This window comes from Sphingomonas chlorellae (assembly GCF_056485145.1).
This window is the reverse complement of the sequence record NZ_JBQXXM010000001.1, coordinates 985,490-1,007,416: the sequence shown is the minus strand read 5'-3', so window position 1 is coordinate 1,007,416 and position 21,927 is coordinate 985,490. Positions and strand designations below refer to the sequence as shown.

At 71.4% G+C, this 21,927-nt stretch carries 22 protein-coding genes; 10 read left to right on the top strand and 12 right to left on the bottom strand.

Translation table 11 applies throughout. The features are described 5' to 3' along the window. Positions 1 to 3 precede the first annotated feature (3 nt). From ACT3CF_RS04660 to gspL, 6 genes are read right to left on the bottom strand one after another with little or no spacing between them, the layout of a single operon-like run. Positions 4 to 1,230 (bottom strand): type II secretion system F family protein, encoded by a 1,227-nt coding sequence (locus ACT3CF_RS04660; protein WP_478420732.1) that lies wholly within the window; start codon positions 1,228 to 1,230, stop codon positions 4 to 6. After that, a complete protein-coding gene (locus tag ACT3CF_RS04655) occupies positions 1,230 to 1,586 on the bottom strand; it encodes a hypothetical protein (RefSeq protein WP_478420731.1) in 357 nt (118 codons plus the stop codon). Before ACT3CF_RS04655 ends, ACT3CF_RS04660 begins: the two co-directional genes overlap by 1 nt. A 10-nt stretch (positions 1,587 to 1,596) precedes the next feature. Beyond that, positions 1,597 to 1,911 (bottom strand): phage tail protein, encoded by a 315-nt coding sequence (locus tag ACT3CF_RS04650; RefSeq protein ID WP_478420730.1) that lies wholly within the window; start codon positions 1,909 to 1,911, stop codon positions 1,597 to 1,599. 2 nt (positions 1,912 to 1,913) lie between these two features. Next, complete coding sequence (gene gspE, locus ACT3CF_RS04645; protein ID WP_478420728.1) at positions 1,914 to 3,488, bottom strand: type II secretion system ATPase GspE; 1,575 nt, start codon at positions 3,486 to 3,488, stop codon at positions 1,914 to 1,916. Then, positions 3,485 to 3,973 carry a type II secretion system protein GspM gene (gspM, locus tag ACT3CF_RS04640; RefSeq protein WP_478420726.1) on the bottom strand — a complete coding sequence of 163 codons (489 nt, stop codon included), beginning with the start codon at positions 3,971 to 3,973 and terminating at the stop codon, positions 3,485 to 3,487. Before gspM ends, gspE begins: the two co-directional genes overlap by 4 nt. A gap of 8 nt (positions 3,974 to 3,981) precedes the next feature. Next, positions 3,982 to 5,034, bottom strand: a complete 1,053-nt coding sequence (gspL, locus tag ACT3CF_RS04635; protein ID WP_478420724.1) for a type II secretion system protein GspL — start codon at positions 5,032 to 5,034, stop codon at positions 3,982 to 3,984. Positions 5,035 to 5,133: 99 nt separating this feature from the next. On the opposite strand from gspL, the gene gspG reads away from it, so the two are divergent. From gspG to gspD, 5 genes are read left to right on the top strand one after another with little or no spacing between them, the layout of a single operon-like run. After that, a complete protein-coding gene (gene gspG / locus ACT3CF_RS04630) occupies positions 5,134 to 5,604 on the top strand; it encodes a type II secretion system major pseudopilin GspG (RefSeq protein ID WP_478420723.1) in 471 nt (156 codons plus the stop codon). Between the two features lie 10 nt (positions 5,605 to 5,614). Further along, the gene (locus ACT3CF_RS04625) at positions 5,615 to 6,106 is read left to right on the top strand and encodes a GspH/FimT family pseudopilin (RefSeq protein WP_478420721.1); all 492 of its coding nucleotides are present in this window, start codon (positions 5,615 to 5,617) and stop codon (positions 6,104 to 6,106) included. Continuing rightward, positions 6,103 to 6,480, top strand: a complete 378-nt coding sequence (gene gspI / locus ACT3CF_RS04620) for a type II secretion system minor pseudopilin GspI (RefSeq protein WP_478420720.1) — start codon at positions 6,103 to 6,105, stop codon at positions 6,478 to 6,480. The genes ACT3CF_RS04625 and gspI overlap by 4 nt, the downstream gene beginning before the upstream one ends. Then, positions 6,477 to 7,331, top strand: a complete 855-nt coding sequence (locus tag ACT3CF_RS04615) for a type II secretion system protein N (protein WP_478420719.1) — start codon at positions 6,477 to 6,479, stop codon at positions 7,329 to 7,331. The genes gspI and ACT3CF_RS04615 overlap by 4 nt, the downstream gene beginning before the upstream one ends. Positions 7,332 to 7,359: 28 nt before the next feature. Continuing rightward, a complete protein-coding gene (gene gspD, locus ACT3CF_RS04610; protein WP_478420717.1) occupies positions 7,360 to 9,447 on the top strand; it encodes a type II secretion system secretin GspD in 2,088 nt (695 codons plus the stop codon). Positions 9,448 to 9,500: 53 nt separating this feature from the next. Here the strand turns inward: gspD and ACT3CF_RS04605 are convergent, their stop codons facing one another. From ACT3CF_RS04605 to ACT3CF_RS04595, 3 genes are read right to left on the bottom strand one after another with little or no spacing between them, the layout of a single operon-like run. Continuing rightward, complete coding sequence (locus tag ACT3CF_RS04605; protein WP_478420716.1) at positions 9,501 to 9,980, bottom strand: hypothetical protein; 480 nt, start codon at positions 9,978 to 9,980, stop codon at positions 9,501 to 9,503. Further along, on the bottom strand, positions 9,971 to 10,435 hold the full coding sequence (locus tag ACT3CF_RS04600) for a hypothetical protein (RefSeq protein ID WP_478420715.1): 465 nt from the start codon (positions 10,433 to 10,435) through the stop codon (positions 9,971 to 9,973). The genes ACT3CF_RS04605 and ACT3CF_RS04600 overlap by 10 nt, the downstream gene beginning before the upstream one ends. Beyond that, positions 10,432 to 11,013, bottom strand: a complete 582-nt coding sequence (locus tag ACT3CF_RS04595) for a hypothetical protein (RefSeq protein WP_478420713.1) — start codon at positions 11,011 to 11,013, stop codon at positions 10,432 to 10,434. The genes ACT3CF_RS04600 and ACT3CF_RS04595 overlap by 4 nt, the downstream gene beginning before the upstream one ends. A 157-nt stretch (positions 11,014 to 11,170) precedes the next feature. Here ACT3CF_RS04595 and ACT3CF_RS04590 point away from each other — a divergent pair, with 157 nt between their 5' ends. The 3 genes from ACT3CF_RS04590 (at position 11,171) to ACT3CF_RS04580 (ending at position 14,863) form a co-directional block, all read left to right on the top strand. Continuing rightward, entirely contained in the window at positions 11,171 to 13,639 is a 2,469-nt protein-coding gene (locus ACT3CF_RS04590) for a PhoX family protein (RefSeq protein WP_478420712.1), read from the top strand. Between the two features lie 160 nt (positions 13,640 to 13,799). Beyond that, positions 13,800 to 14,441 carry a SatD family protein gene (locus ACT3CF_RS04585; RefSeq protein ID WP_478420710.1) on the top strand — a complete coding sequence of 214 codons (642 nt, stop codon included), beginning with the start codon at positions 13,800 to 13,802 and terminating at the stop codon, positions 14,439 to 14,441. Further along, positions 14,438 to 14,863, top strand: a complete 426-nt coding sequence (locus ACT3CF_RS04580; protein WP_478420709.1) for a hypothetical protein — start codon at positions 14,438 to 14,440, stop codon at positions 14,861 to 14,863. Before ACT3CF_RS04585 ends, ACT3CF_RS04580 begins: the two co-directional genes overlap by 4 nt. Positions 14,864 to 15,008: 145 nt before the next feature. Here ACT3CF_RS04580 and ACT3CF_RS04575 read toward each other — a convergent pair whose 3' ends face one another. The 3 genes from ACT3CF_RS04575 to ACT3CF_RS04565 form a co-directional block, all read right to left on the bottom strand. Next, the gene (locus tag ACT3CF_RS04575) at positions 15,009 to 15,443 is read right to left on the bottom strand and encodes a hypothetical protein (RefSeq protein ID WP_478420707.1); all 435 of its coding nucleotides are present in this window, start codon (positions 15,441 to 15,443) and stop codon (positions 15,009 to 15,011) included. Between the two features lie 121 nt (positions 15,444 to 15,564). Next, complete coding sequence (locus ACT3CF_RS04570) at positions 15,565 to 16,875, bottom strand: amidohydrolase family protein (protein WP_478420706.1); 1,311 nt, start codon at positions 16,873 to 16,875, stop codon at positions 15,565 to 15,567. Beyond that, a complete protein-coding gene (locus ACT3CF_RS04565) occupies positions 16,875 to 18,260 on the bottom strand; it encodes an amidohydrolase (protein WP_478421346.1) in 1,386 nt (461 codons plus the stop codon). Before ACT3CF_RS04565 ends, ACT3CF_RS04570 begins: the two co-directional genes overlap by 1 nt. A gap of 347 nt (positions 18,261 to 18,607) precedes the next feature. On the opposite strand from ACT3CF_RS04565, the gene ACT3CF_RS04560 reads away from it, so the two are divergent. Together ACT3CF_RS04560 and ACT3CF_RS04555 are read left to right on the top strand one after the other, a co-directional pair. Next, complete coding sequence (locus tag ACT3CF_RS04560) at positions 18,608 to 21,298, top strand: PAS domain-containing sensor histidine kinase (protein ID WP_478420704.1); 2,691 nt, start codon at positions 18,608 to 18,610, stop codon at positions 21,296 to 21,298. Continuing rightward, positions 21,299 to 21,913: a response regulator transcription factor gene (locus ACT3CF_RS04555; RefSeq protein WP_478420703.1), complete on the top strand. Its 615-nt coding sequence runs from the start codon at positions 21,299 to 21,301 to the stop codon at positions 21,911 to 21,913. It begins immediately after the preceding gene. Positions 21,914 to 21,927: the final 14 nt, after the last annotated feature.

Below are 21,927 nucleotides of genomic sequence, written 5' to 3'. Positions count from 1 at the left end.
GGGTTACAGCGCGACGAGGTTGTTGAGGTTGATGATCGGCAACAGGATCGCCAGCACCATCAGCAGCACCAGCCCGCCCATCACCAGCAGCACCAGCGGCTCGACCAGCGCCACCAGCGTCGCGACCAGCGCGTCGAGCTCGCGCTCCAGCTCGCCCGACGCGCGGCCCAGCGCGGGCGCCAGCCGTCCGCTCGATTCGCCGCTCGCGACGATCGCGACGAGCATGCTCGGGAACACGTCGGCCTCGGCCATCGCGGCGCGCAGGCTGATGCCTTCGCGCACGCGCGCAGCGACGCCCAGCGCCTTTTCGCGCACCCAGCGGTTCGGCGTCACCGCCGCCGCGGCGTTCAGCGCCTCGACCAGAGGCACCGCGCTCCCCACCAGCGTCGCCAGGCTGCCGGCAAAGCGCGCCGCGCTCAGTTGGCGGCTGAACCGGCGGAACGGACGATGCTCGGCAAAGAAGCGGTCGAGCCGCAGCCGGTTGGCGGGAACGCGCGCCCAGCGCCCGAACCCGATCAGCCCCAGCGCGACCAGCAGCACCAGCCAGCCGCCGAAATGCTGGATGAACGCGCTGAACGCGATCAGCGCGCGCGTCAGCAGCGGCAGGTCGGCGCCGCGCGAAACGAACACGCGCACGATGTCGGGGACGACATAGACCATCAGCAACGTCATCATCCCGAACGACACGAGCGCGAGCAGCGCCGGATAGAGCAGCGCAAGCTGGAGCTTCTGGCCGTTGGCCTGGCGGTTCTCGACGAATTCGGCAAGGTGCCCCAGCACGTCGGGCAGCCGCCCCGACGCCTCGCCCGCCGCCACCGACGCGCGATAGAATTCGGGGAACGCCTTGGGGTGGCGCGCCAGTGCCGCGGCAAAGCTGCGCCCGTCGAGGATCGCCGCGCGCACGTCCATCAGCACGGTGCGCACCGCGGGCTGGTCGTCCTGCCCCGCGACCAGCCGCAACGCCTCCTCGACCGGAATGTCCGATCCGACCAGCGTCGCGATCTGCCGCGTCGCCGTCGCCAGCGCGCGCGACGGCAGCGTCCCGCGCCGCAGGCTGGGCAGCCGGATGCCGCCCAGCGCCGGCCCGCGCGCGCCTGCGGGCTCGACCGAAAGCGGCAACAGCGCCTGTTCGCGCAGCATCGCGCGCGCCGCGGCGGGGCTCGACGCCTCGATCACGCCCTTGCGGGCAGCGCCCGTGCGGTCGGCCGCGCGATAGGCATAGGCCGGCATCAGTCTCTCCCGTTGCGTTCGGGGGCAAGGTGGATCACCCGCCGCTTGCGCCCGTCGGGATCGGCGGCAAAGCACAGGTCGGCGCCCGCGATGCCCAACAGCCGCATGTAACGCCGTCCGCGCCCGATCACGCGCACGCTGCGCGCCGCGGGGTCGAGATAGGCGAGCGCATAGCGCTGCCCCATCCAGCTCCCGCGCTTGATCGGGATCAGATAGCCCGCACCGTGCGCCAGCGGCGACGGATCGAACCGCCCGCGGATCGCGCGCCCGTCGATCGCGACGCTGCACACCAGCGTCCGGCCCGGCCCCGTCGCGGTACAGTCGAAAAAGCCGAGCCGTCCCTCGTCTGCGGGCATGTCCGCCATCTCAGCGGTAACGGATGATCGGCGTCAGCCCCGCACCGAACGGCGCCGCGCGGCACAGGTCGGGCAGGCGAAAGCGGCCGCCGGTCTCGCCTTGCGTCGCGCCGATTACCGCGAACAGCATCGGATATTCGGCGCAGGCGAGTTCGTGCCCATCGCACACCAGCCAGCAGCACGCCGCCAGATTCGCCTGATCCTGCGGCGTCGCTGCCGGCCCGGCATAGGGCAGCACCGCGCCAATCGGCGGCTTGCCCGTCTCGGCGTCCATCATCGAGCGCATCGGCGGCATCGGCGGCACGGGCGGCATCGGCGGCGACATGGCTACAGCTCCTCGCGAACGACGCGCGCGACTTCGTCCACCGTGGTGACGCCCGCGCGCAGCTTGGCCACCCCGTCGTCGAGAAGGCTCGGATTGTCGCGCCGCGCCGCCGCTTCCAGATCGGCCTCGGACGCGCCGTCATGGATCATCTTCTGGAACGCGTCGTCGACCGCCACGACCTCGTACAGCCCCGCGCGCCCGCGATAGCCCTCGTCATGGCACCGCGCACAGCCCGTCGCGCGCCACACCGGCGCCCCCACCGGCAGCGCGCCGCCGAGCAACAGCGAATCGGCCTCGCTCGCCACGTCCTCGCGGCGGCAGTCGGGGCACAGCCGCCGGACCAGCCGCTGCGCGCACAGCCCGACCACCATCGGCGCCAGCAGATAGCGCTCGACGCCCATGTCGATCAGCCGCGTCACCGATCCCACCGCGCTGTTGGTGTGCAGCGTCGACAGCACGAAATGCCCTGTCATCGCCGATCGCACCGCCACCTGCGCGGTCTCGTGGTCGCGGATCTCGCCGACCATGATGACGTCGGGGTCCTGGCGCAGGATCGCGCGCAGCCCGCGGGCAAAGGTCATGTCGGTGCGCGGGTTGACCTGCGTCTGCGCCACCCCGGCCAGCTCGTACTCGATCGGGTCCTCGACCGTCATCACGTTGCGCTTGCGGTCGTTCAGCCGGGTGAGCGCGGTGTAGAGCGTCGTCGTCTTGCCCGATCCGGTCGGCCCGGTGACGAGCAGGATGCCGTGCGGCCGCTCGAGCAGCCGGCCGAACACCGCCTGGTCGCGCTCGCTCATGCCGAGCCCGGCCAGATCGAGCTTCAGCGAGCCCTTCTCCAGCAGGCGCAGCACGACGCGCTCGCCATGCTGCGTCGGGATGGTGGAAACGCGCGCATCGACGTCGTGCCCGCCGATGCGCAGCGTCACGCGCCCGTCCTGCGGCACGCGCCGCTCGGCGATGTCCAGCTTGGCCATCACCTTGATCCGGCTGACGAGCAGCGGCGCCAGCGCGCGCGGCGGCTCGATCCGGTCGCGCAGCACGCCGTCGATGCGGAAACGGACGACCAGCCGCTTCTCCTGCGTCTCGACATGCACGTCCGACGCGCCTTCCTTCACCGCTTCCATCAGCAGCGCGTTGATCAGCCGGATCACCGGCGCATCGTCGCGCGTGTCGAGCAGGTCGTCGACGCTCGCGGCGCTGTCGGCCAGCGCGGCCAGGTCCATGTCGCCCAGGTCGAAATCGGCGGCGGCGCCCGCGCTTTCGGCATAGGCCTGGTTGAGCGCGGCATCGAACGCCGCGTCGCTCACGCGCGCCAGCCGCGCGCCCGGCGCCAGCCGCTGGATCTCCAGCAGCGCGTCGAGCCCGGCATCCGCGCGCGCGAAACAGGTCAGCCCCTGCCCGTCGGCATCAGGGCGCAGCACCACGCCCTGCCGCCGCGCAAAGCCATAGGGGAGCGTCGGCACCACCACCGGCCGCGCATCGGCGCGGCGGCCGTCGGCCCCCGGCACCGCGGCGCCTGCGTCGGACGGGCTGCCGTCGGCCGCGCCGATCGCCAGCCCCGCCGTCTCCGCGCTCATCGCGCCAGCTCCACCACGGCGTGGACCATCCCCGGCGCCGATCCGCGGTCGATCGCGATCGTGCGGACGCGCAGGTCGGTCGTCCGGTCGAGTTCGGCGATCCAGCCGAGCATCGCATCGTATCGCCCGTCGCGGATCGTCACGCGCGCACCCGCGCCGCTCGGCTCGGCGGTGACGACCAGCCCCGCCGCGCTCGCCGCGTCGCTCGCCAGCCGCGCCGCCGGCCCCTGGCGCAGCGGCGCCGTCGCCTGCCCCGCCAGCGTCCCCGCGGCGCGGATGCGCGCGGTCAGCGTCTCATAGCTGTGGATTCGCGCCAGCGCGTCGGCGCGCGCCGCCTGGATCGGCTTGACGATGCCGTAAACGAGCAACACCGCGCCCAGGAACAGCGCCAGCCCGGCGAGCATCCGGCGCTCGCGCGGCGTGCGCTCGCCCCACCAGCCGTCGAATCGCGCCAGCGCAGCCTCGATCGCGGGCATCCGTGCCATCGCCTGTCTCACCCGTTGCTCGTCGCGACGCGGATCGTTCCGTTCGCATCCTGTGCAACGCGCGCGGCGATGCCTGCGCTGCGTAGCGCCGTGTCGATGCGTGCGGCAAGCCCCGGCCCGGCGCCCGCCAGTTCGATCGCGATCGCGGCGCCGTCGAACCGGATCGAACGCACCGCCGCGTCGGGGCCGAGCGGCGCGAGCGCGGCCGAGATCCGCACGAGCTGCGGCAGGAACCGGTCGGGCGCGGGGGCGCTTCCATGCGGCAGCAGCGGCGTGACGCTCGCGACCAGGTCGTCGCCCAGGCTGACGCCCGGCGCGGCCAGCGCCGCCGCGGCGCGCGCCTCGCTCGCCCGCCGCCCGGCGATCACGTCGAGCATCGCGGTGTCGGCCAGCGCGATCACCAGATGCGCCGCCAGCCCCAGCCCGACCACCCAGCCCAGCCGCCGCCCGAACCCGGCGGCGATCGGCGTCCGCCGCGCATAGCGCCCGGTGCGCAGGTCGATCGCCGCATCGGCGACGCGCGCGCCCAGCGGCGCGGCGGGCACCACCGGCGCGCCGTCGAGCGGCGCGGGCAGCGTCGCGTCGAGCGCCGTCACCGCGGGTCGCCCCGCCGCCTCCCACGCCGCGCCCAGCACGCCCGCGCTGCACGCAAAGCCGGTGCCGTCGCTGCTGCGCACCAGCACGCGCGGCCCCGCCGCCGCCGCGAGCCATTCGCCCGGCGGCGGCACGGGCAGGCTCAGCGGGTCGGGCACGATCGCGGCATGGCCCAGCCCCGCGGCATCGGCGATCGCCCCCCATTGCGCCATCACGGCATGGCTCACCACCGCGACCAGGTGGCGGCGCGGCGCGATTTCGGGGCCGAGCACCAGATGGAGCGACTCGACCGGCTCGGCGACCTGGTCCTCGATCGCAAAGGGCAGCGCCTCGCGCCGCCGGGCGATTCCCGCCACCGGCAGGTCGACGCACATCAGCCTTACCGCCTCGCCGGGCACAAGGATGGTTGCCGGGCCATCCCCGGCGGCTATGATCGGGCGGTCGCCCTCCAGCGTCCAGACGCCCATGGAGGGGGACGCCGCCGCATCGGGCGCACGAAGGGCTCGCGCGGTGGATGTCACATTAGCTTCATGGGCAGGACGCATGGGTTTGGGATGCGCATAGTTTTGAAACAGTTTAGTGACATCGCACCGCTTGCCGCACCGCGCAAGCCGAACCCGGTCGCGCCGGGCGAGGCGGGGCTGACGCTGATCGAGATGCTGGTCGTCCTCGTCATCATCGCGGTGATCGCGGGCATGGTCGTGATGAACGTGATGAGCCGGCCCGATCAGGCCAAGGCGACCACCGCGCAATCGGACCTGTCGACGATCGGCACCGCGCTCGCCACCTACCGGCTCGACAACGGCGCCTATCCCACCACCGAACAGGGGCTGAAGGCGCTCGCCGAAAAGACCAACATCCCGCCGCTCCCCACCAGCTTCCCCGACGGCGGCTATGTCTCCACCCCGCCGCAGGATCCGTGGGGCCGCCCCTATCTCTATCAGTCGAACGGCTCGACCTACGAGATTCGCACGCTCGGCCGCGACGGCAAGCCCGGCGGCGAGGGCGTCGACGCCGATATCGTCAAGAAGCGCTGACCGGCGCGACGTGCCCCGCCCGGCCGCCCCTTTCGCCGTCGCGCGGCACGCCGGTCAGGCCGGGTTCACGCTCGTCGAGCTGCTCGTCGTGCTCGCGATCATCGGCGTGATGGCGGGGGCGGTCTCGCTCGGCATCGGCAGCGCGACGCGCGCGCCCAGCGTCGAGACCGAGGCGCGCCGCCTCGCGACGCGGCTTCAGGCGGCGGCCGACGACGCGATGCTCGGCGACCGGCGGATCGTCTTCACCGTCGCGCCCGACGGCTATGGCTTCGCCGCGATCGGCGAGGACGGCACCGCGACGCCCTTCGCCGCCGACACCCCGCTCGGCTTCCACCGGCTTCCCGGCGGCATCACGCTGCGGCTCGACGTGCGCCCGCCGGTCGTGCTCGGCGTCGACGGCGCGGGCCGGCCGCTCTCGGCGACGGTCGAGGCCGGGCCGCGCCGCTGGCGGGTGCGCTATGACGGCCTCAACGTCCAGGCCGGGCCGGCGCCCGCCGCATGACCGCGCCCGCGCCCCCCGCATCGCAAACCGGCTTTTCGCTGATCGAGGCGCTCGTCGCGCTCGCGGTGCTGGCGATCGCCACCGTCGGGCTGATGCGCACGGTCGAGGCGCATATCGATTCGACGCGCGGCGTCGAACGGCGCAGCGCGGCGATGTGGGTCGCCGAAAACCGGCTGGCCGAGCTCGAGGCGCGCATCCCCGCCGCGGCGGGCGATGCGCCGGTCGAAATGCTCGGCGAACGCTGGCGCATCGCGGTCGCGCGGCTGCGCACCGACGACCCCGAAATCAACCGCGTCCGCATCCAGGTTTTCGCGCTCGGCGAAACGGCACCCCTTGCATCGCTCGACGGCTTCGTCGACGGACGGACCGGATGAAACCTCGTTTCAATTCCGCACTTTCGCTCACCCCGCGCCAGCAGCGCACGCTGCTCGACGTGACGACCGCGCTCGTCGTCGTGTCGGTCGCGGTCGCGCTCGCCGGGCTCACCTGGCGGATCGCGGGCCATGCCGGCACCGGCGCGATCCTCGTGCCGCCGGGCGCGCGCGGCGCCGGCCCGGCGCCCGTCACCGACGTCGCGCCCGCGCTCGCCTTCGCGCCGTTCGGCAAGGCCGATGCCGATGCGATGGGCCAGCCGACCGGCCTCCCGCTCGAACTGCGCGGCGTCGTCGCCGCGGTGCCCGACGCGCTGTCGACCGCCTTCATCGCGGTCAGCGGCCAGGCCGCGCGCGGCTTCCATGTCGGCGATGCGGTCAACGGCGCGACGATCAAGGCGATCCTGCGCGATCGCGTTCTTCTCACCAATGGCGGCCGCGCCGAATATCTCGCCTTCCCCGACCCCACGCTCACGCCCGAACAGCGCCAGGCGGCGGCGCAGGGCCAGCGTCCGGGCCAGCCGCCGGCCCAGGGCGCCGCGCCCGCCCAGTCGCCGCTCGTCCAGGGCGTCGCCAACGCGCCCGGCACGCTTTCCGCGGTGCCCCCTGCCGCCGCCTCGACGCTGCTCCAGCGCTTCGACGCCAGCCCCGCCCCCGGCGGCGGCTATCGCATCGGCGACAATGCCCCGCCGGGCATGGTGCCGGGCGACGTCATCCAGTCGGTCAACGGCAACGCGCTCACCGATCCGGTCGCCGCCAACGCCGCCTTTTCCGCCGCCCAGTCGAGCGGTTCCGCCCAGGTCCAGATCCTTCGCAACGGACGGCGAATCACGCTGACCGTCCCGATCCGCTGATGAGCCCGATTCGCTGATGAGAAAGCCCGTGCCCCTGATCCGAACCACGCTCGCCGCGCTCGCCCTTGCCGGAACCGCGCTCGATTCGGTCGCCTTCGCGCAAGCCGCCGCCGCCGCTCCCCAGGGGCAGGCGGGCGACATCGTCATCAACATGCGCGGGATCGAGATCGCCGATGTCGCCGACCAGATCTCGCGCATCACCGGGCGCACGCTGATCCTCGATCCGGCGGTCAAGGGCGTCGTCACCGTCACCTCGGCCAGCCCGCTCTCGCCCGCCGGGGTGTGGGAGCTGTTCCAGTCGGTGCTGCGCGCCAACGGCTTCGCCGCGGTGCGTTCGGGCCGCGCGTGGCGGATCGTTCCCGCCGCCAATGCGGTGCGCGACGGCGGCGTGCCCAGCCGCGGCGCCTCGGGGCAGGAACTGGTGACGCGGATGGTGCGGCTCGCCAACGTCCCCGCCGCCGATGTCGCGCGCGTCGTCCGCCCGCTCGTCGCGACCTTCGGCAGCGTCGAACCGATGACGAGCCCCAACGCGATCGTCATCACCGACTATGCCGACAATGTCCGCCGGATCGAGGCGATCGCGCGCCAGCTCGACGGCGGCAGCGGCGCCAGCTTCACGACGATCCCGCTGCGCAACGGCAACGCCGCCGACGTCGCCCAGTCGCTTCAGACCGTGCTCGGCGACGCCGCCTCGGGCACCGGCGCGCGCGTCGCGGCCGATCTGCGCAGCAACACCGTGATCGTGCGCGGCACCCCCGCTGCGGTGGCGGAGGCGCGGCGGATCGCGGTGTCGCTCGACCAGCCCGGCGGCGCGACGCCGATCACGCGCATGTTCCGGCTCAACTATGCCGATGCCGAAACCGTCACCGACGTGCTGCGCGGCGTGCTCGGCCAGGGCGAATCGGTCGACAATCCGGTCGCGCGCAGCCTGGGCGACCGCAACGCCAATCCGTTCGCCCGGCTCAGCGGCACCGCCGCGGGCGGCACCGGACTCGGCGGGCCGGCCGGCGCCAATGGCGGCGCCGCGCCCGGCGGCGCCAACGCGCCCCAGTCGGGCACGGCGCCCAGCCAGCCGGTGATGCAGTCCGGCCCGCGCCCGACGCCCCAGGGTTTCTCGACCCCCGATCTCACCGTCCAGCCCGCGCCCGAACTCAATGCGGTGGTGGTGCGCGGCGCGCCCGCGGCGATCGCCTCGATCGAACCGCTCATCACCGATCTCGACGTCCGCCGCCCCCAGGTCATCATCGAGGCCGCGATCGCCGAAATCACCGGCGACGCCGCCGAATCGCTCGCGATCCAGCTCGGCACCAACGGCGCGGTGCTCAACCGCGTTAAGGGCGCGGCGACCTCGTTCGGCCAGGTCGGTCCGTCGCTCGGCACGATCCTCAAGACGCTCGGCGTCCCCGCGGGCACGCTGCTCGGCGAGGGGCTCACCGGCAACATCACCATCGGCGACGATTTCTCGCTGCTCGTCCAGGCGCTCGGCACCTCGTCCAAGTCGAACCTGCTGTCGACGCCGCAGATCTCGGTGGTCGACAATTCGGTGGGCGAGCTCGTCGTCGGCCAGAACGTGCCGTTCGTCACCGGCTCGATCCTCACCAGCTCCAGCTCGGCGACGCCCTATACGACGATCGAGCGTCGCGACGTCGGCATCACGCTGCGCATCCTGCCGCGCATCAACGCGGGCGACACGATCCGGCTTCAGGTCAATCAGGAAGCGTCGGCGATCGCGCCCACCACCGTTTCGGGCGCGTCGGACCTCATCACCAACAAGCGCGCGATCAACACCACCGTGCTGGCCGACAACGGCGCGACGATCGTGCTCGGCGGGCTCATCAGCGACGACTACATGGACGTGCGCCGCCAGGTGCCGATCCTCGGCGACCTGCCGATCGTCGGCGAGCTGTTCAAGAGCCGTGCGGAAAGCCACCAGAAGCGCACGCTGTTCATCTTCCTCAAGCCGACGATCCTGCGCGATCCCGCCGATGCGGCGACGGCGGCCAAGGACAAATATGCCCGGCTGCGCGCCGAAGAGGTCGACAATACGCGCCGCTCCAGCCTGCTGCTCGCGCCGCCGCCGGTGCGGCTCAAGGTCGAGATCGACGGGATCTACTGACGGCGGCGGCCGCGCGCCGCGCCCCGCGCCCCGCGCCCCGCCGCCCTTACGGTTCAGCCCGCGGGCAGCGCCACGCGCACCCGCTCGCCGCCGCGGGTAAAAAACGCCGCGTCGATCGCCAGCGCGGCGAGCTGCCAGCCGTCGATGCTCTCGCCGATCTGCAGCGTGCGCGTCTGTCCGCCCGCGTCACGCACCAGCGCGACCGCGTCCTGCCCCAGCCGCCCGACGATGCCGACCAGTTGCGGCGCGCCGCCGGTCGCCGCGCCCGCCTCGCCGCCCGCCGCCGCCGCGTCGCTCGCGCCGCCGATCGTGCCCGGCGCGGTCAGCGGCACCTCGGCGAACAGCCGGCGGCGATAGGCGGCGTCGGGCGCCGCGCCGGGGTCGAGCGTCAGCGGCGGCATCGCCGCCGGGCGGCTCGTCCCGCTCCGCGCGGGCCGCGTCGTGCCGATGGGCGCCAGCACCGTCAGCGGCATCAGCACCGCGATCGCGCCCGCCGCGATCAGGTGACGGCGTTCGCGCGGGGTCATTGCCATGCCGCCACAGCCTCGCCGGTCAGCCGGACGCCGCCCGGCACCGGCACGAGCTGCCAGTTGCGCAGCCGCACCAGCGGCGGCTGGCGCTCGACCGCGTCGGCAAAGGCCAGCACCGCCTTCTCGTTCCCCGAAACCGACAGCCGCACCGCCGCCAGCGCCGGGGCCGCCGCCGCCGGCGCGGTCTGTTCGACCAGCAGCCCGTCGGCCCGCGCCAGCGCGACCAGCCGCGCGGTCAGCCGGTCGCGCGCCGCCACCGCGTCGGGCGCCGCGATCGCCAGCCCCGGTCCGACCAGCGGCGGCGTCGTGCGCGGCACCGCCGCGGCCTCGGCTCGCGCGGTCGCCAGCGCGGCGCGCGCCGTCGCCAGCCGCCCCAGCGCGGTTCCCGCCAGCGGCGCGAGCAACAGCGCCCCCGCCCCGCCGATCGCCCAGGCGCTGCGCAGCCCCGGCGCCCTCACGCGCCGCCCTCGCGGAACGTCGCGACCATGCCCGTCGCGTCGCGGTGCTGGCCGACATTGCGAAAGCGCGCGAGCGCGGGCGTGCGCCGCAGCGCCTCGCGCAGCCGGTCGGGATCGGGCGTCGCGATGTCGAGTTCGACCACGCCGTCGCCGCCGCGCGCCGCGCGCACCAGCCGCGCATCGTCGGGCAGCGCCGCCGCCAGGGCGTCGAGCGTCGCCGCGACGCCGGGAACGCGCGCCGCCCGCGCCAGCTCGGCATGCGCCGCCGCATGGGCCGCCGCGCGGGCACGGGCGGGCGCGCTCGCCTGCGCCGTCGCCGCCGCGCGCGCCGCCGCGTCGTGCCGCAGCCAGTCCGCCGCCGCGCTCGCCGCCAGCGGTCCCGTGCACAGCAACGCGACGATCGCCCAGCCGGCGCGTCCCGCCCCGGCCCCGGCCTGCCCCGCCCCGCCTGCCGCGCGCGCCGCACCGCCCGGCCGCGCCCGCACGGGGAGTGCCCGCACCGCCGCCGCCATCCGCTCGGCCAGGCTCGGCGTCGCGGCGGCTTGGGGCACGATCGGATCGGGGGGGCCTGCGTCCATCCCCCGCGCTTAGCCCCGCCGGCCGCGCGAGGCAAAATGTAACAAAAACCGCAGGATCGTCATCGAACCGTCGCCGTGCTTGCATCGCCGCGTAGCCGCCGCCGCGCACACCCCTCGCGCGACCCGGCCCGATCCGCCGGGACATGAGGGGGTTTCCATGACTGAACAGACGCTTGCGCCGTTCGCCTATTCCGACGGCGACATCGACACCAACCGCTCGACCGCGCCCACGCTCAACATGCTCGCCGACCAGCGGCTGTCGCGTCGCCAGACGCTGCGCGGCGGCTCGGCGATCGTCGCCGCGACGCTCGGCACCTCGCTCCTCGCCGCGTGCGATTCGAACGACTCGATCGATCCCGCGCCCGTCGTCAGCGCGGGCCAGTCGATCACCACCAGCGCCGGGCGCATGGTGACGCTGCAAGGCAGCGCGACCGACAACAACCGCCTCGACAAGGTCGCCTGGACGCAGACCGCCGGTCCCGCCGTCACGCTGTCGGGCGCGACCACGCCGGTCGCCAGCTTCATGGCCCCCGCGGTCGCCGCGCCGACCGATCTCGTGTTCCAGATCGCGGCGACCGACGGCAAGTCGATGTCGACCGCGACCGCGACCGTCACCGTCAACCCCGCCCAGCTCGGCTTCACCGCCGTGGCCAAGAACCGCAACGACGTCGTCACCGTCCCGGCGGGCTATACCGTCCAGGTCATCAACCGCCTCGGCGATCCGATCGCGGCGAACGTGCCCGCGTACAGGAATGACGGCACCGACACCAATTTCGCCCAGCGCATCGGCGATCACGGCGACGCGCTCTACTGGTACGGCCTCAACGCCGCGGGCACGCGCGACGCGACCAGCTCGACGCGCGGGCTGCTCGTCCAGAACCACGAAAACATCACCAGCGCCTATCTCCACCCCGACGGCCCCACGCTCGTCAACGGCGCGCGCCCCGAGGCCGAGGCGATCAAGGAGATCGAATGCCACGGCGTCAGCGTCACCGAGGTGGCCGAGGGTGCCAACCGCACCTGGGCGACGGTGCAGGCGAGCAGCTTCAACCGCCGCATCACGCCCAACACGCCGATGGCGTTCAACGGCCCGGCCAAGGGTTCCGACCTGCTCCGGACCGCCTATTCGCCGACCGGCACCACCGGGCGCGGCACGATCAACAACTGCGCCAACGGCACGACGCCCTGGGGCACCAGCCTCACCTGCGAGGAAAACTGGGCCGGCTATTTCCTGCGCAGCGGCGACGATGCCGCGCGCTCGGCCCGCGAACGCGCCGCGCTCGCCCGCTATGGCGTGACGAGCACCACCGGCAACAACCGCTGGTCGACGGTGGTGCCCGCCGATCCCGCCAACACGCTGTTCCGCCGCTGGGATGCGCGCGCGACCGGCGCGACCGCGACCGACGATTTCCGCAACGAGCCCAACCAGTTCGGCTGGGTCGTCGAAATCGACCCCTATGCCCCCGCCGCCACGCCGCGCAAGCGCACCGCGCTCGGCCGGCTGGGGCATGAAGGCTGCTGGCCCGGCGCCTTCGTCGCGGGGCGCAAGCCCGCCTGGTACATGGGCGACGATGCGCGCCGCGAATATCTCTACAAGTTCGTGTCGGCGACGCCCTGGGCCGAAGCCGATGCCAACGCCGCCGACCGGCTGGCGATCGGCGACAAATATCTCGACGCGGGCACGCTCTATGTCGCGCGCTTCAACGCCGACGGCACCGGCACCTGGCTGCCGCTGGTGTTCGGCACCGGCAACGTCACCGCCGCCTATGCCGCCTATCCCTTTGCCGATCAGGCCGACGTGCTCGTCAACGCGCGCCTCGCCGCCGATGCACAGGGGGCGACGCCGATGGACCGCCCCGAATGGACCGCGGTCAACCCGGTGACGGGCGAGGTCTATCTGACGCTCACCAACAACAGCGAAAGCGGCCGCCCGCTCAACGGCACCGACGCCGCCAATCCGCGCCACTATAACGATCCCAAGGGCGCGGGCGCGACGGCGCAGTACGGCAACCCCAACGGCCACATCATCCGGCTCCGGGAAACGGGCAACTCGACCGAGGCGACCGGCTTCACCTGGGACATCTATCTGTTCGGCGCGGGCGCCGATCTCGACGCGACCAACATCAACCTGTCGGGCCTCACCGGCGATCAGGATTTCTCCAGCCCCGACGGCCTCGCCTTTGCCCGGCCGAGCCATGCCGGCGGCCAGGTCAAGCCGCTGCTGTGGATCGAAACCGACGACGGCGCCTATACCGACGTCACCAACTGCATGTTGCTCGCCGCGCTTCCCGGCACCGTCGGCGACGGCGGCGCGCGCTCGATCACCAACCGTGACAGCAAGGGCAACACCGCCGTCCAGGCGACGCGGATCGGCGCCGCCCCCGGCGCGGCGGCGCTCCGGCGCTTCCTCGTCGGCCCGGTCGAATGCGAGATCACCGGCATCGATTCGACCCCCGACGGCCGCACGCTGTTCGTCGGCATCCAGCACCCGGGCGAGGAAGGCAAGGCCGCCGCACCCACCAGCCACTGGCCCGACAGCCAGTCCGGCACCCCCGCCGCCTCGGTCCGCCCGCGCTCGGCGGTGGTCGTCGTCACGCGCAACGACGGCGGCATCGTCGGCCTCTGACCGCACCGCCGCTTGCAAAAGGGGGGAGGTTCACCGGACCTCCCCCCTGTTTGCTTGCCGCGAACCCCAATCGGTTCACAATGTCATCTTGAACCATTTTCGGTACAATTCTACAGTGTGAACCATGATCGGTTCCAACACGCCGCGCTACGCCATCCTGATGGGCGATCTGGTCCATAGCGAGGACGTGGCGGATCGCGCCGCACTCCATGCGCGCTTCAACCGGGCGGTCGATCGGGCCAACGATGTTCATGGCGCGGATCTCGCCTCCCCGCTCACCATCACCCTGGGCGACGAGTTTCAGGGGCTGGCCGGGTCGCTGACGGCAGCCTTCGAAATCGCGCGCGGCATCCGGATGGACCTGTTGGACGACGCGGTGGAGTGCCGCTTCGCGTTGGGGATCGAAACGCTCCAGACGCCGCTCAACCGGGAACGCGCCTGGAACATGATGGGTGCCGGGCTGACGGCAACGCGCGAAAGGCTGAACGAGAAGCTGGAAAACCGGCTCTACCGCTTCGTGTTCGCCGAGGAACCGCTCCTGGAAACGCTGCTCGAAGCCTGTGGCGCCAGCCTTACCGCCATCGAACGCGGATGGACCGCGGTTCAGCGGCACGACGTCCGCGCCCTGCTCGACGGACGGACCCCGGCCGCAATCGCGCGCAGCCGCGACGTGTCCGCCCGAGCGGTTTACAAAACCCGCAGTTCAGCCAATTTCGACCTGTATCGGTTGCAGTTGCAGGCGATCGGACAGACGCTCGCCGCACTCGACCAACGCTGCGCACTGGGCGGAGGAGCGGCATGATCCATGCCATGGTCTATTCGCTGATCGCACTGTGGCTCCTCACCGATTCGGGCAACCGGCTCAGCCGTCTGATCTTCGCGCTCACCGGGCTGAAGGATGCGACGGCGGCAGAGCCCGAGCCGGGCCATAACGCCGGGCGCTGGATCGGCGCGATCGAACGGCTGCTGGTCGCCGCCGCGATGCTCACGGCGCGGTGGGAAATCCTCGCGGCCGTGATCGCGCTCAAGACCGTCGCCCGGTTCAGGAAACTCGATGAGCAGCTCTTCGCCGAATATTTCCTGATCGGCTCGCTGTTCAGCATCCTTTGGGCCATCCTCGTCACCGGCGCATGGCTGGCTTACGATCACCGCGTCGGGGTCGATCTGCACCAGGCGATCGTCGGCTGGGCCGGACAGGACGGCGAAAGACACGCCGCAAGGTAACGGCTCCCCCCGGTGGGCCGTCCCACGCGCGGCCGTCCCACGCGCGGCCGTCCCACGCGCGGCCGTCGCCGCGCTTCGGCGCGCTCCCCGCAAAGGATCGCCGCGACGTTTCCCGCGACGCGACGATCCGCTGCGGCGCGGCCGGTCAGGGTGCGGTGCGGCTCACGATGTTGGCGGTGCCGTCGGGGGTGATCGTGATGACGTGCGCGCTGTCGCTGCCGCACGCCGCGCGCCACACCGGCAGGCCGTCCTTGTCGGGCAGGCGTTCGGACTTGGTGACGCCTTCGCACTTCATGCCCGCGTCGAGGATCGCGCGGATGAACACCGCGTTGCGCTCGCGTTCGGACATGGCGAGCACGCGCTGCACCGGGTTGGCGGCGTCGGTCGCATTGGCGGCGGCGTTGCCCGCGGTGGCGTCGGTCGCATTGGCCTCGACGGCGTTCGCGTCGATCGCGTTGGCGTCGGCGGCGACGGCGGTGTTCGCCGCGTCCCCGGTCGCGTTGGCGGGCGGCTGCGCGCCCCCGCCGCATCCCGCCAGCGCGGTCAGCGCCAGCATCGGCACCAGAACGGCTTTTCTCATCTCGTCTCTCCCTCTTGCGCGGCCCGGTGCCGCGACCTGCCGGGCGGGATCAAACCCGTCCGGCGCGGCCGCGGCCATCGGGTAGGTTCCGGACGGCGCCGCTGCCGCCCGGCAATCGGCGTCAGCGCTGATAGGCCTTGGGCAGCGCGCCTTCCTGCGGTTCGCGATAGCGGTCGCGAAGCCGCGTCTGGCGGTTGCTCAGCGGCTGTTCGACGCCGTCGATGAACACCTGGGTCGCCTCGCTGCCGATTTCCAGCGGGTCGCCGTCCCAGATCACCACGTCGCCGTGCCGGCCGGGCTTCAGCGATCCGAACGCGTCGCCCATGCCCAGCGCCTCGGCGGTGCGCGCGCTGATCGTGGCAAAGGCCTCGCCCCAGCTCAGCCCGCTCGCGCCCGGCACCTTCTGCAACGCAACCAGGTTGCCGGCATATTGCTTTTCCCAGCGCGCCTGGCGGGCGTCGTCGGCGTTGATCGTGCCCATGCCCACCAGCACGCCCGCGGCCTTCATCCGGCCGATGTTCGACTGGGTGGCGGCCAGCACCTCGAACGCCTCGGGCAGGTCGGCCAGCCCGTTCGCCAGCACGGGCACGCCGGCCGCCGCGATCTCGGGCGCCACCATCCAGCCCTCGCTCGCGCCGACGAGCACCAGCCGCAGCGCCGGCACCTCGCGCTTCAGCGCCAGCAGCGAGCGGATGTCGCTCGCGCGCTCGACATGGACGAGCAACGGCACGCGCCCCTGCACCACCGGCACCAGCGCCTCGGCATCGGCGCGCGTCAACAGCGCGTCGCGGCCGCGGTCGGTATAGCGGCCGGGGTTGCGCGCATAGTCGCGCACCTCGAACAGCGTGTTGCGCAACAGCGCATAGGCCGCGGGACGGCTGCCGCCGCCGGCGCGCGCGCCGGTCTCGCCATATTCCATGAACTGGAACGCGCGCGGGCGCGTCACCGCGTCGCTGTCGTTGCCCAGGTCGATCACCGCGCCCTGCCCGGCAAAGATCGAATTGCGCGCGGTGCCCGGCGCGACGACCGCGCGCGTCAGTCCTTCGGCGCGGTTGATCGCGATCGGGGTGCTGTGCGGGTTGACCGCCGGGGTCACGTCAAGCGCGGCCGAAAAGGGCGAATTGCCCGCGCTCGCATCGTTCGCGGCATCGACGCCGTCGACCTCGACGATGCCCATGCGGGTAAAGCCGGCAAAGATGCCGGGGGTGACGTAACGGCCCTTGGCGTCGACGACGCGGACGCCCGCGGGCACCGCGACATTGGCGCCGGCGGCGACGACCTTGCCGTCCCGCACCACGACGGTGCCGCCCTCGATCGGGCCGGCGCCGTCGCCAATGACCAGCCGCGCGTTGGTGATCGCCACGGTCTGCGCGGCGGCGGGGGCAGCGATCGCGGTCAGCGACGCGGCGGCGGCGAGAAGAATCCGGTTCATCACTTCACGTCCCCCTCGCCGGGCTGGCCCAGTTCGAAATCGGACACCGGGCGACGCGCCGGGTCCTTGGCGTCATACAGCAGCGCGCCGTCGATCCACACCATCTGCGGGCGGGTATAGACGCTGAACGGATTGCCGTTCCACAGCACGACGTCGGCCATCTTGCCGGGCTTCAGGCTGCCCGTCTTGTCGGCGATGCCCAGCGCGCGCGCCGGGTTGAGCGACAGCCATTTCCACGCATCGGCCTCGGAAACGTCAAAGCCCGCGCGCTGGCCGGCGGCGCGTGCCTTGGCGACTTCCTGGTTCAGCCGCTGGATGCCGTTGGCGTCGTCCGAATGGATCATCGCGCAGGCGCCCGCCTTTTCCAGAAAGGCCAGGTTTTCCTTCACCGCGTCATAGGATTCCATCTTGAACCCGTACCAGTCGGCCCACACCGCGGCGCAGGTGTTGTTGGCCTTCAGCAGGTCGGCGATCTTGTACGCCTCGACCGCGTGGTGGAACGCGGTGACGTGGTATCCGAACTCCTTGGCCATATCCATGACGATGGCCATCTCGTCGGCGCGATAGCAGTGGTTCTGGACCAGGATCTCGCCTTCGAGCACGGCGCGCAGCGTGTCCATCTGCAGGTCGCGCGCGGGGGGCTCGCCGCCCTTTTCCTCGTAACGGTCCCAGCGGCGCTTGTATTCGGCCGCGCGCGCCCAGGTCTGGCGATCGACCGCGATGTTGCCCATCCGCGTCGACGGCATCCGGCCCTTGCTGCCATAGACGCGCTTGGGGTTCTCGCCGCACGCCATCTTCAGGCCATAGGGGGCGCCGGGGAACTTCATCGCCTGCATCGTGCGGGCATAGACGTTCTTGACCACCACCGAACGGCCGCCGAACAGGTTGGCCGATCCGGGCAGGATCTGGAGCGTGGTGACGCCGCCGTTGACGAGCGCGCGGCCAAAGCCCGGGTCCTGCGGCCAGACGCTGTGTTCGGCCCACACCTCGGCGGTGACGGGCGAGGTCGCCTCGTTGCCGTCCGAATGCGCCTCGACGCCCGGCGAGGGATAGTCGCCCAGATGGCTGTGGATGTCGATCACGCCCGGGGTGACGTAATGGCCGCTGCCGTCGATCACCGTCGTGCCCGCCTCGGGCTTCAGGTCGGCGCCGACGGCGGCGATCTTGCCGTCGCGGAACAGCACCGCGCCATGCTCGATCCGCCCGCCCTCGCCGTCGAGCACGGTGACGTTGGTGATCAGCGTCGGTACGCCCGGATAGGGGCGATAGGTCGACGGATAGGGATCGTGGCTATAGCCCTTGCCCTTGCCCGGCCCGTTCGCGGCCGGTGCGGCCGCCGCGGTCTGCGGCTTGGATGTGTTGTCCCCCGCGCAGCCGGCGATCATGCCGGCGAGCCCGAGGACCAGGAGCGATCGAATCAAAGCGCTGGTCTCCCCTTTATCGCGCCCTGGCCCGGTTCGGCATCGGCGCGCCCGGCGCCATTGATCGCGGGCGCGGCGGGATTTGGCAAGTCGTGCGCGTCGAGCCGGGGCGCCGCGTCATTTGAGTCCGCGCAACGGCACGAATCGCACGCGGATTGCGTCCTTTCGACGCAAAAATAACCGCCATTGCGACAAATACGGGGGCGCCGTGTAGCTTTTCACGCCTCATTGAGCGATGCTAGGGATTGACCGCAGACCCTGTATCGGGGGCAGGCCATTTGCGTTTGAGTGAAGATTCTTTTGTACGCCGGTTGATCCGGGACTGGGGCACCAGGCACTGGGGGGCGCTGTTCTTCAGTCTCGCGGCGCTGGGAAGCACGCTCGCGCTGCTCGGCTGGGTGCTCGACATTCCCCGGATGCGCGCCACCGGCTTCGACGGCCGCCCGATCTGGCCGCTCACCGCGCTCGGCTATCTCTGCCTCACGACCGGCCTGCTCGCCGCCTTTCTCGGACGCCGCCGGCTGGCCTTGCCGCTGCTCGCCGTCCCGCTCGTCATCAGCCTGACGTCCTGGGCGCAACTGGCGCTGGGGGTCGATTTCGGGACAGATCGCCTTTTCTTTCAACGGCTTGTTACGCTCTACGCCGTCCCCTACCCCGGCCGCCCCGGGCCGACGCCCAGCACGGTATTGATGCTGCTCAGCACCGCGGGGATCGCCTCGATCCTCATGAACACCGTGCGCCCGAACCTGCGCAGCCTCGTCGCCTCGGCGCTGTTCGCGGCGACCGGCGGTGCGTCGCTGCTGCTGTTGCTCACCCATATGGCGCACCCGCCGGCGGATGCGCCGCATGTGTCGCGCGCGGCGATCGCGCAGATTTTCTTCATCATTCTCGGTTTCGGCATGTATCTCGCCGAGGCGCCCTGGGTTCGCTCGCTCGCGGGCGGATCGTCGCAATGGACGCGGCTGCGCCTCCTCCTCCCGCTCGCGATCTTCCTTCCGGTCCTCCCCTCGCTCGGCGAAAAGCTGTTCGGCCGCGTGACCGGCCTCGGCTGGCCTTGGGAGGAAATGTTCGTCGTCGGCGGCAATGTCGTGATCGTCGCGGGGCTTACCTTCTGGGCCGCATGGCGGATCGGCGAGGAACAGGCCGAGATCGGCTGGCTCAGCCAGGCGCTCGAAGGCAACACGATCGCGGTGGTCGACGGCGCCGGGACGATCACCCACTGGTCGCGCGGCTGCGAGAATCTCTATGGCTGGGCCGCCGACGAAGCGATCGGCCGCAGCATATATCTGCTGCTCAACGCCGCGTGCGGGCTGGGCTCGGCGCCCGGACAGGCCCGCGCCGCCGAGGCCGAGGGCCGCGCGATCGGCATGATCGAACATGCCCGTGACGGGCGCGAACTCGTCGTTCTCGAACGCACCCGGCTGGTCGACATACCGGGGCGCGATCCGGTGCATGTGCTTGAAATCACCGACGTTACCCAGGAAGTCCGCGCGGTCGAGGCGCTGCGTATCAGCGAGGAGCGGCTCGCGCTCGCCACCTCGGCGCACGAACTCGGCGTGTTCGAATGGAACGTCGCCGACGACCGGATCGAGTTCAGTCCCGGCACCGAACAGCGCGTCGGCATCCATCCGGGCTCGATCTCCAGCTTCGACACCTGGCGCGCCCAGGTCGAGCCTGCCGACATGCAGGACGTGCTGACGACGATCGCACGCGCGGTCCGCGAAAAGGCACAGCGGTTCAGCTTCCGCTTCCGCCTGCGCAGCGACACCGCGTCGGGCCGCACGATCGAAGGATCGAGCCGCGCCTTTTACGACGCGCACGGCAATCTTGTCCGCACCGTGGGCGTGATGCTCGACACCACGGCCCGCGACGAGCGCGAGGCCGAATTGCGCCGCCGCGAGGCACAGTTGCGCTCGATCCTCGAGACCGTTCCCGACGCGATGCTCGTCGTCGACGAACAGGGGCGCATCCTCCAGTTCAGCGCAGCCGCCGAGGCGCTGTGGGGCTATCGCGCGCCCGACGTGCTCGGCCAGCTGGCGACGATGCTGATCCCCGAGGAGGATCGGAACCATTATCTCAACCTGCTCAGCGAGTTCCTCGCGACCGGCGACGGCGTCATCGGCGAGGTGATCCGCGGCACCGCCGAGGCGGCCAACGGCCATCGTTTCCCGATCGAGGCGCGATCGGGCATCGCCCAGATCGACGGCAAGGTGATGCTGACGATCTTCGTGCGCGACATGTCCGATCAGCTCGCCACCGACCAGCGGCTGAGCGAATTGAGCGCCGAGATCGCGCATGTGTCGCGTCAGAGCGCGATGAGCGAGCTTGCCGCCGATCTGGCGCACGAGCTCAACCAGCCGCTCAGCGCCACCTCCAATTTCCTGGCCGCGGCGCGGATGCTGATCGAACGCGGCGAGACGTCCGAACGCGTCACCGACCTGCTCCGAATGGGCTCCGAACAGACGCAGCGCGCGGGCGAGATCATCCGCCGCCTGCGGGCCTTCATGGCGCGCGGCGAGGTCGAGATGCGCGCCGAATCGGTGGCGCGCACGATCGGCGACGCGGTCGACCTGGTGCTGGTCGGCACGCGCCAGTTCGGCATTCGCGTCACCTACGACCTCGATCCCGAGGCGCCGTTCATCTTCGCCGATCGCATTCAGGTGCAGCAGGTGCTCGTCAACCTGCTCCGCAACGCCAGCGAGGCGCTGCGCAACAGCGCGTCGGGCGAGCGGCTGATCGCGATCGCATCGCGACGGCTGCCCAATCAGATGGTCGAAATCAGCGTATCCGATACCGGGCCGGGCATTCCCCAGCAGGTACTCGAACAGATCTTTGCCCGTTTTACCACGACCAAAAGCGCCGGTGGCGGAATGGGTATTGGCCTTTCGATCAGCAAGCGTATCATCGAAGCGCATGGTGGCAAACTGAGCGCAGAGAACAGACCGGAAGGTGGAGCGCGTTTCTGCTTCACACTTCCCACCGTGGAGGAGGGCACAGACTAAATGGCCAGAACGATCTACATCGTCGACGATGACGACGCCGTCCGCGCTTCGTTGCACAGCCTGTTGTCGGTGCGTGCGGACCTGATCGTGCGGGGCTATCGTTCGGGGGATGCGTTTCTTCAGGACGTCGATGAACTCGACCCCGGCGTCCTGCTGCTCGACATGCACATGCCGGGATCGACCGGGCTCGACGTGCTTCACTCGCTCGAAAGCTCGGTAAAGTTCGTGCCGATCGTGCTGACCGGTCAGGGCAATGTCGGCATGGCGGTGGACGCGATGAAGGCCGGCGCGCTCGACTTTGTCGAAAAGCCCTATGAGGCAGAGGTGCTGCTCCAGTTGATCGACACCGCCTTCGCCCGACTGGAGGAGGATAATGAGGCCGCCGCGCGCACGGCCGCGGCCGAAGCCAAGATCGCCAAGCTCTCGCCGCGCGAAACCGACGTGCTGCGCGGGCTGATCGATGGGCGCTCGAACAAGATCATCGCCTATGAACTCGACATCAGTCCGCGCACGGTCGAGATCTATCGCGCCAACCTGATGGAAAAGCTGGAAGTCCGCAGCCTTTCGGAGGCGCTGCGCATCGCCTTTGCCGCGGGTCTGTTCCCCAAGGCCTGATCCGTCGTCGCCCC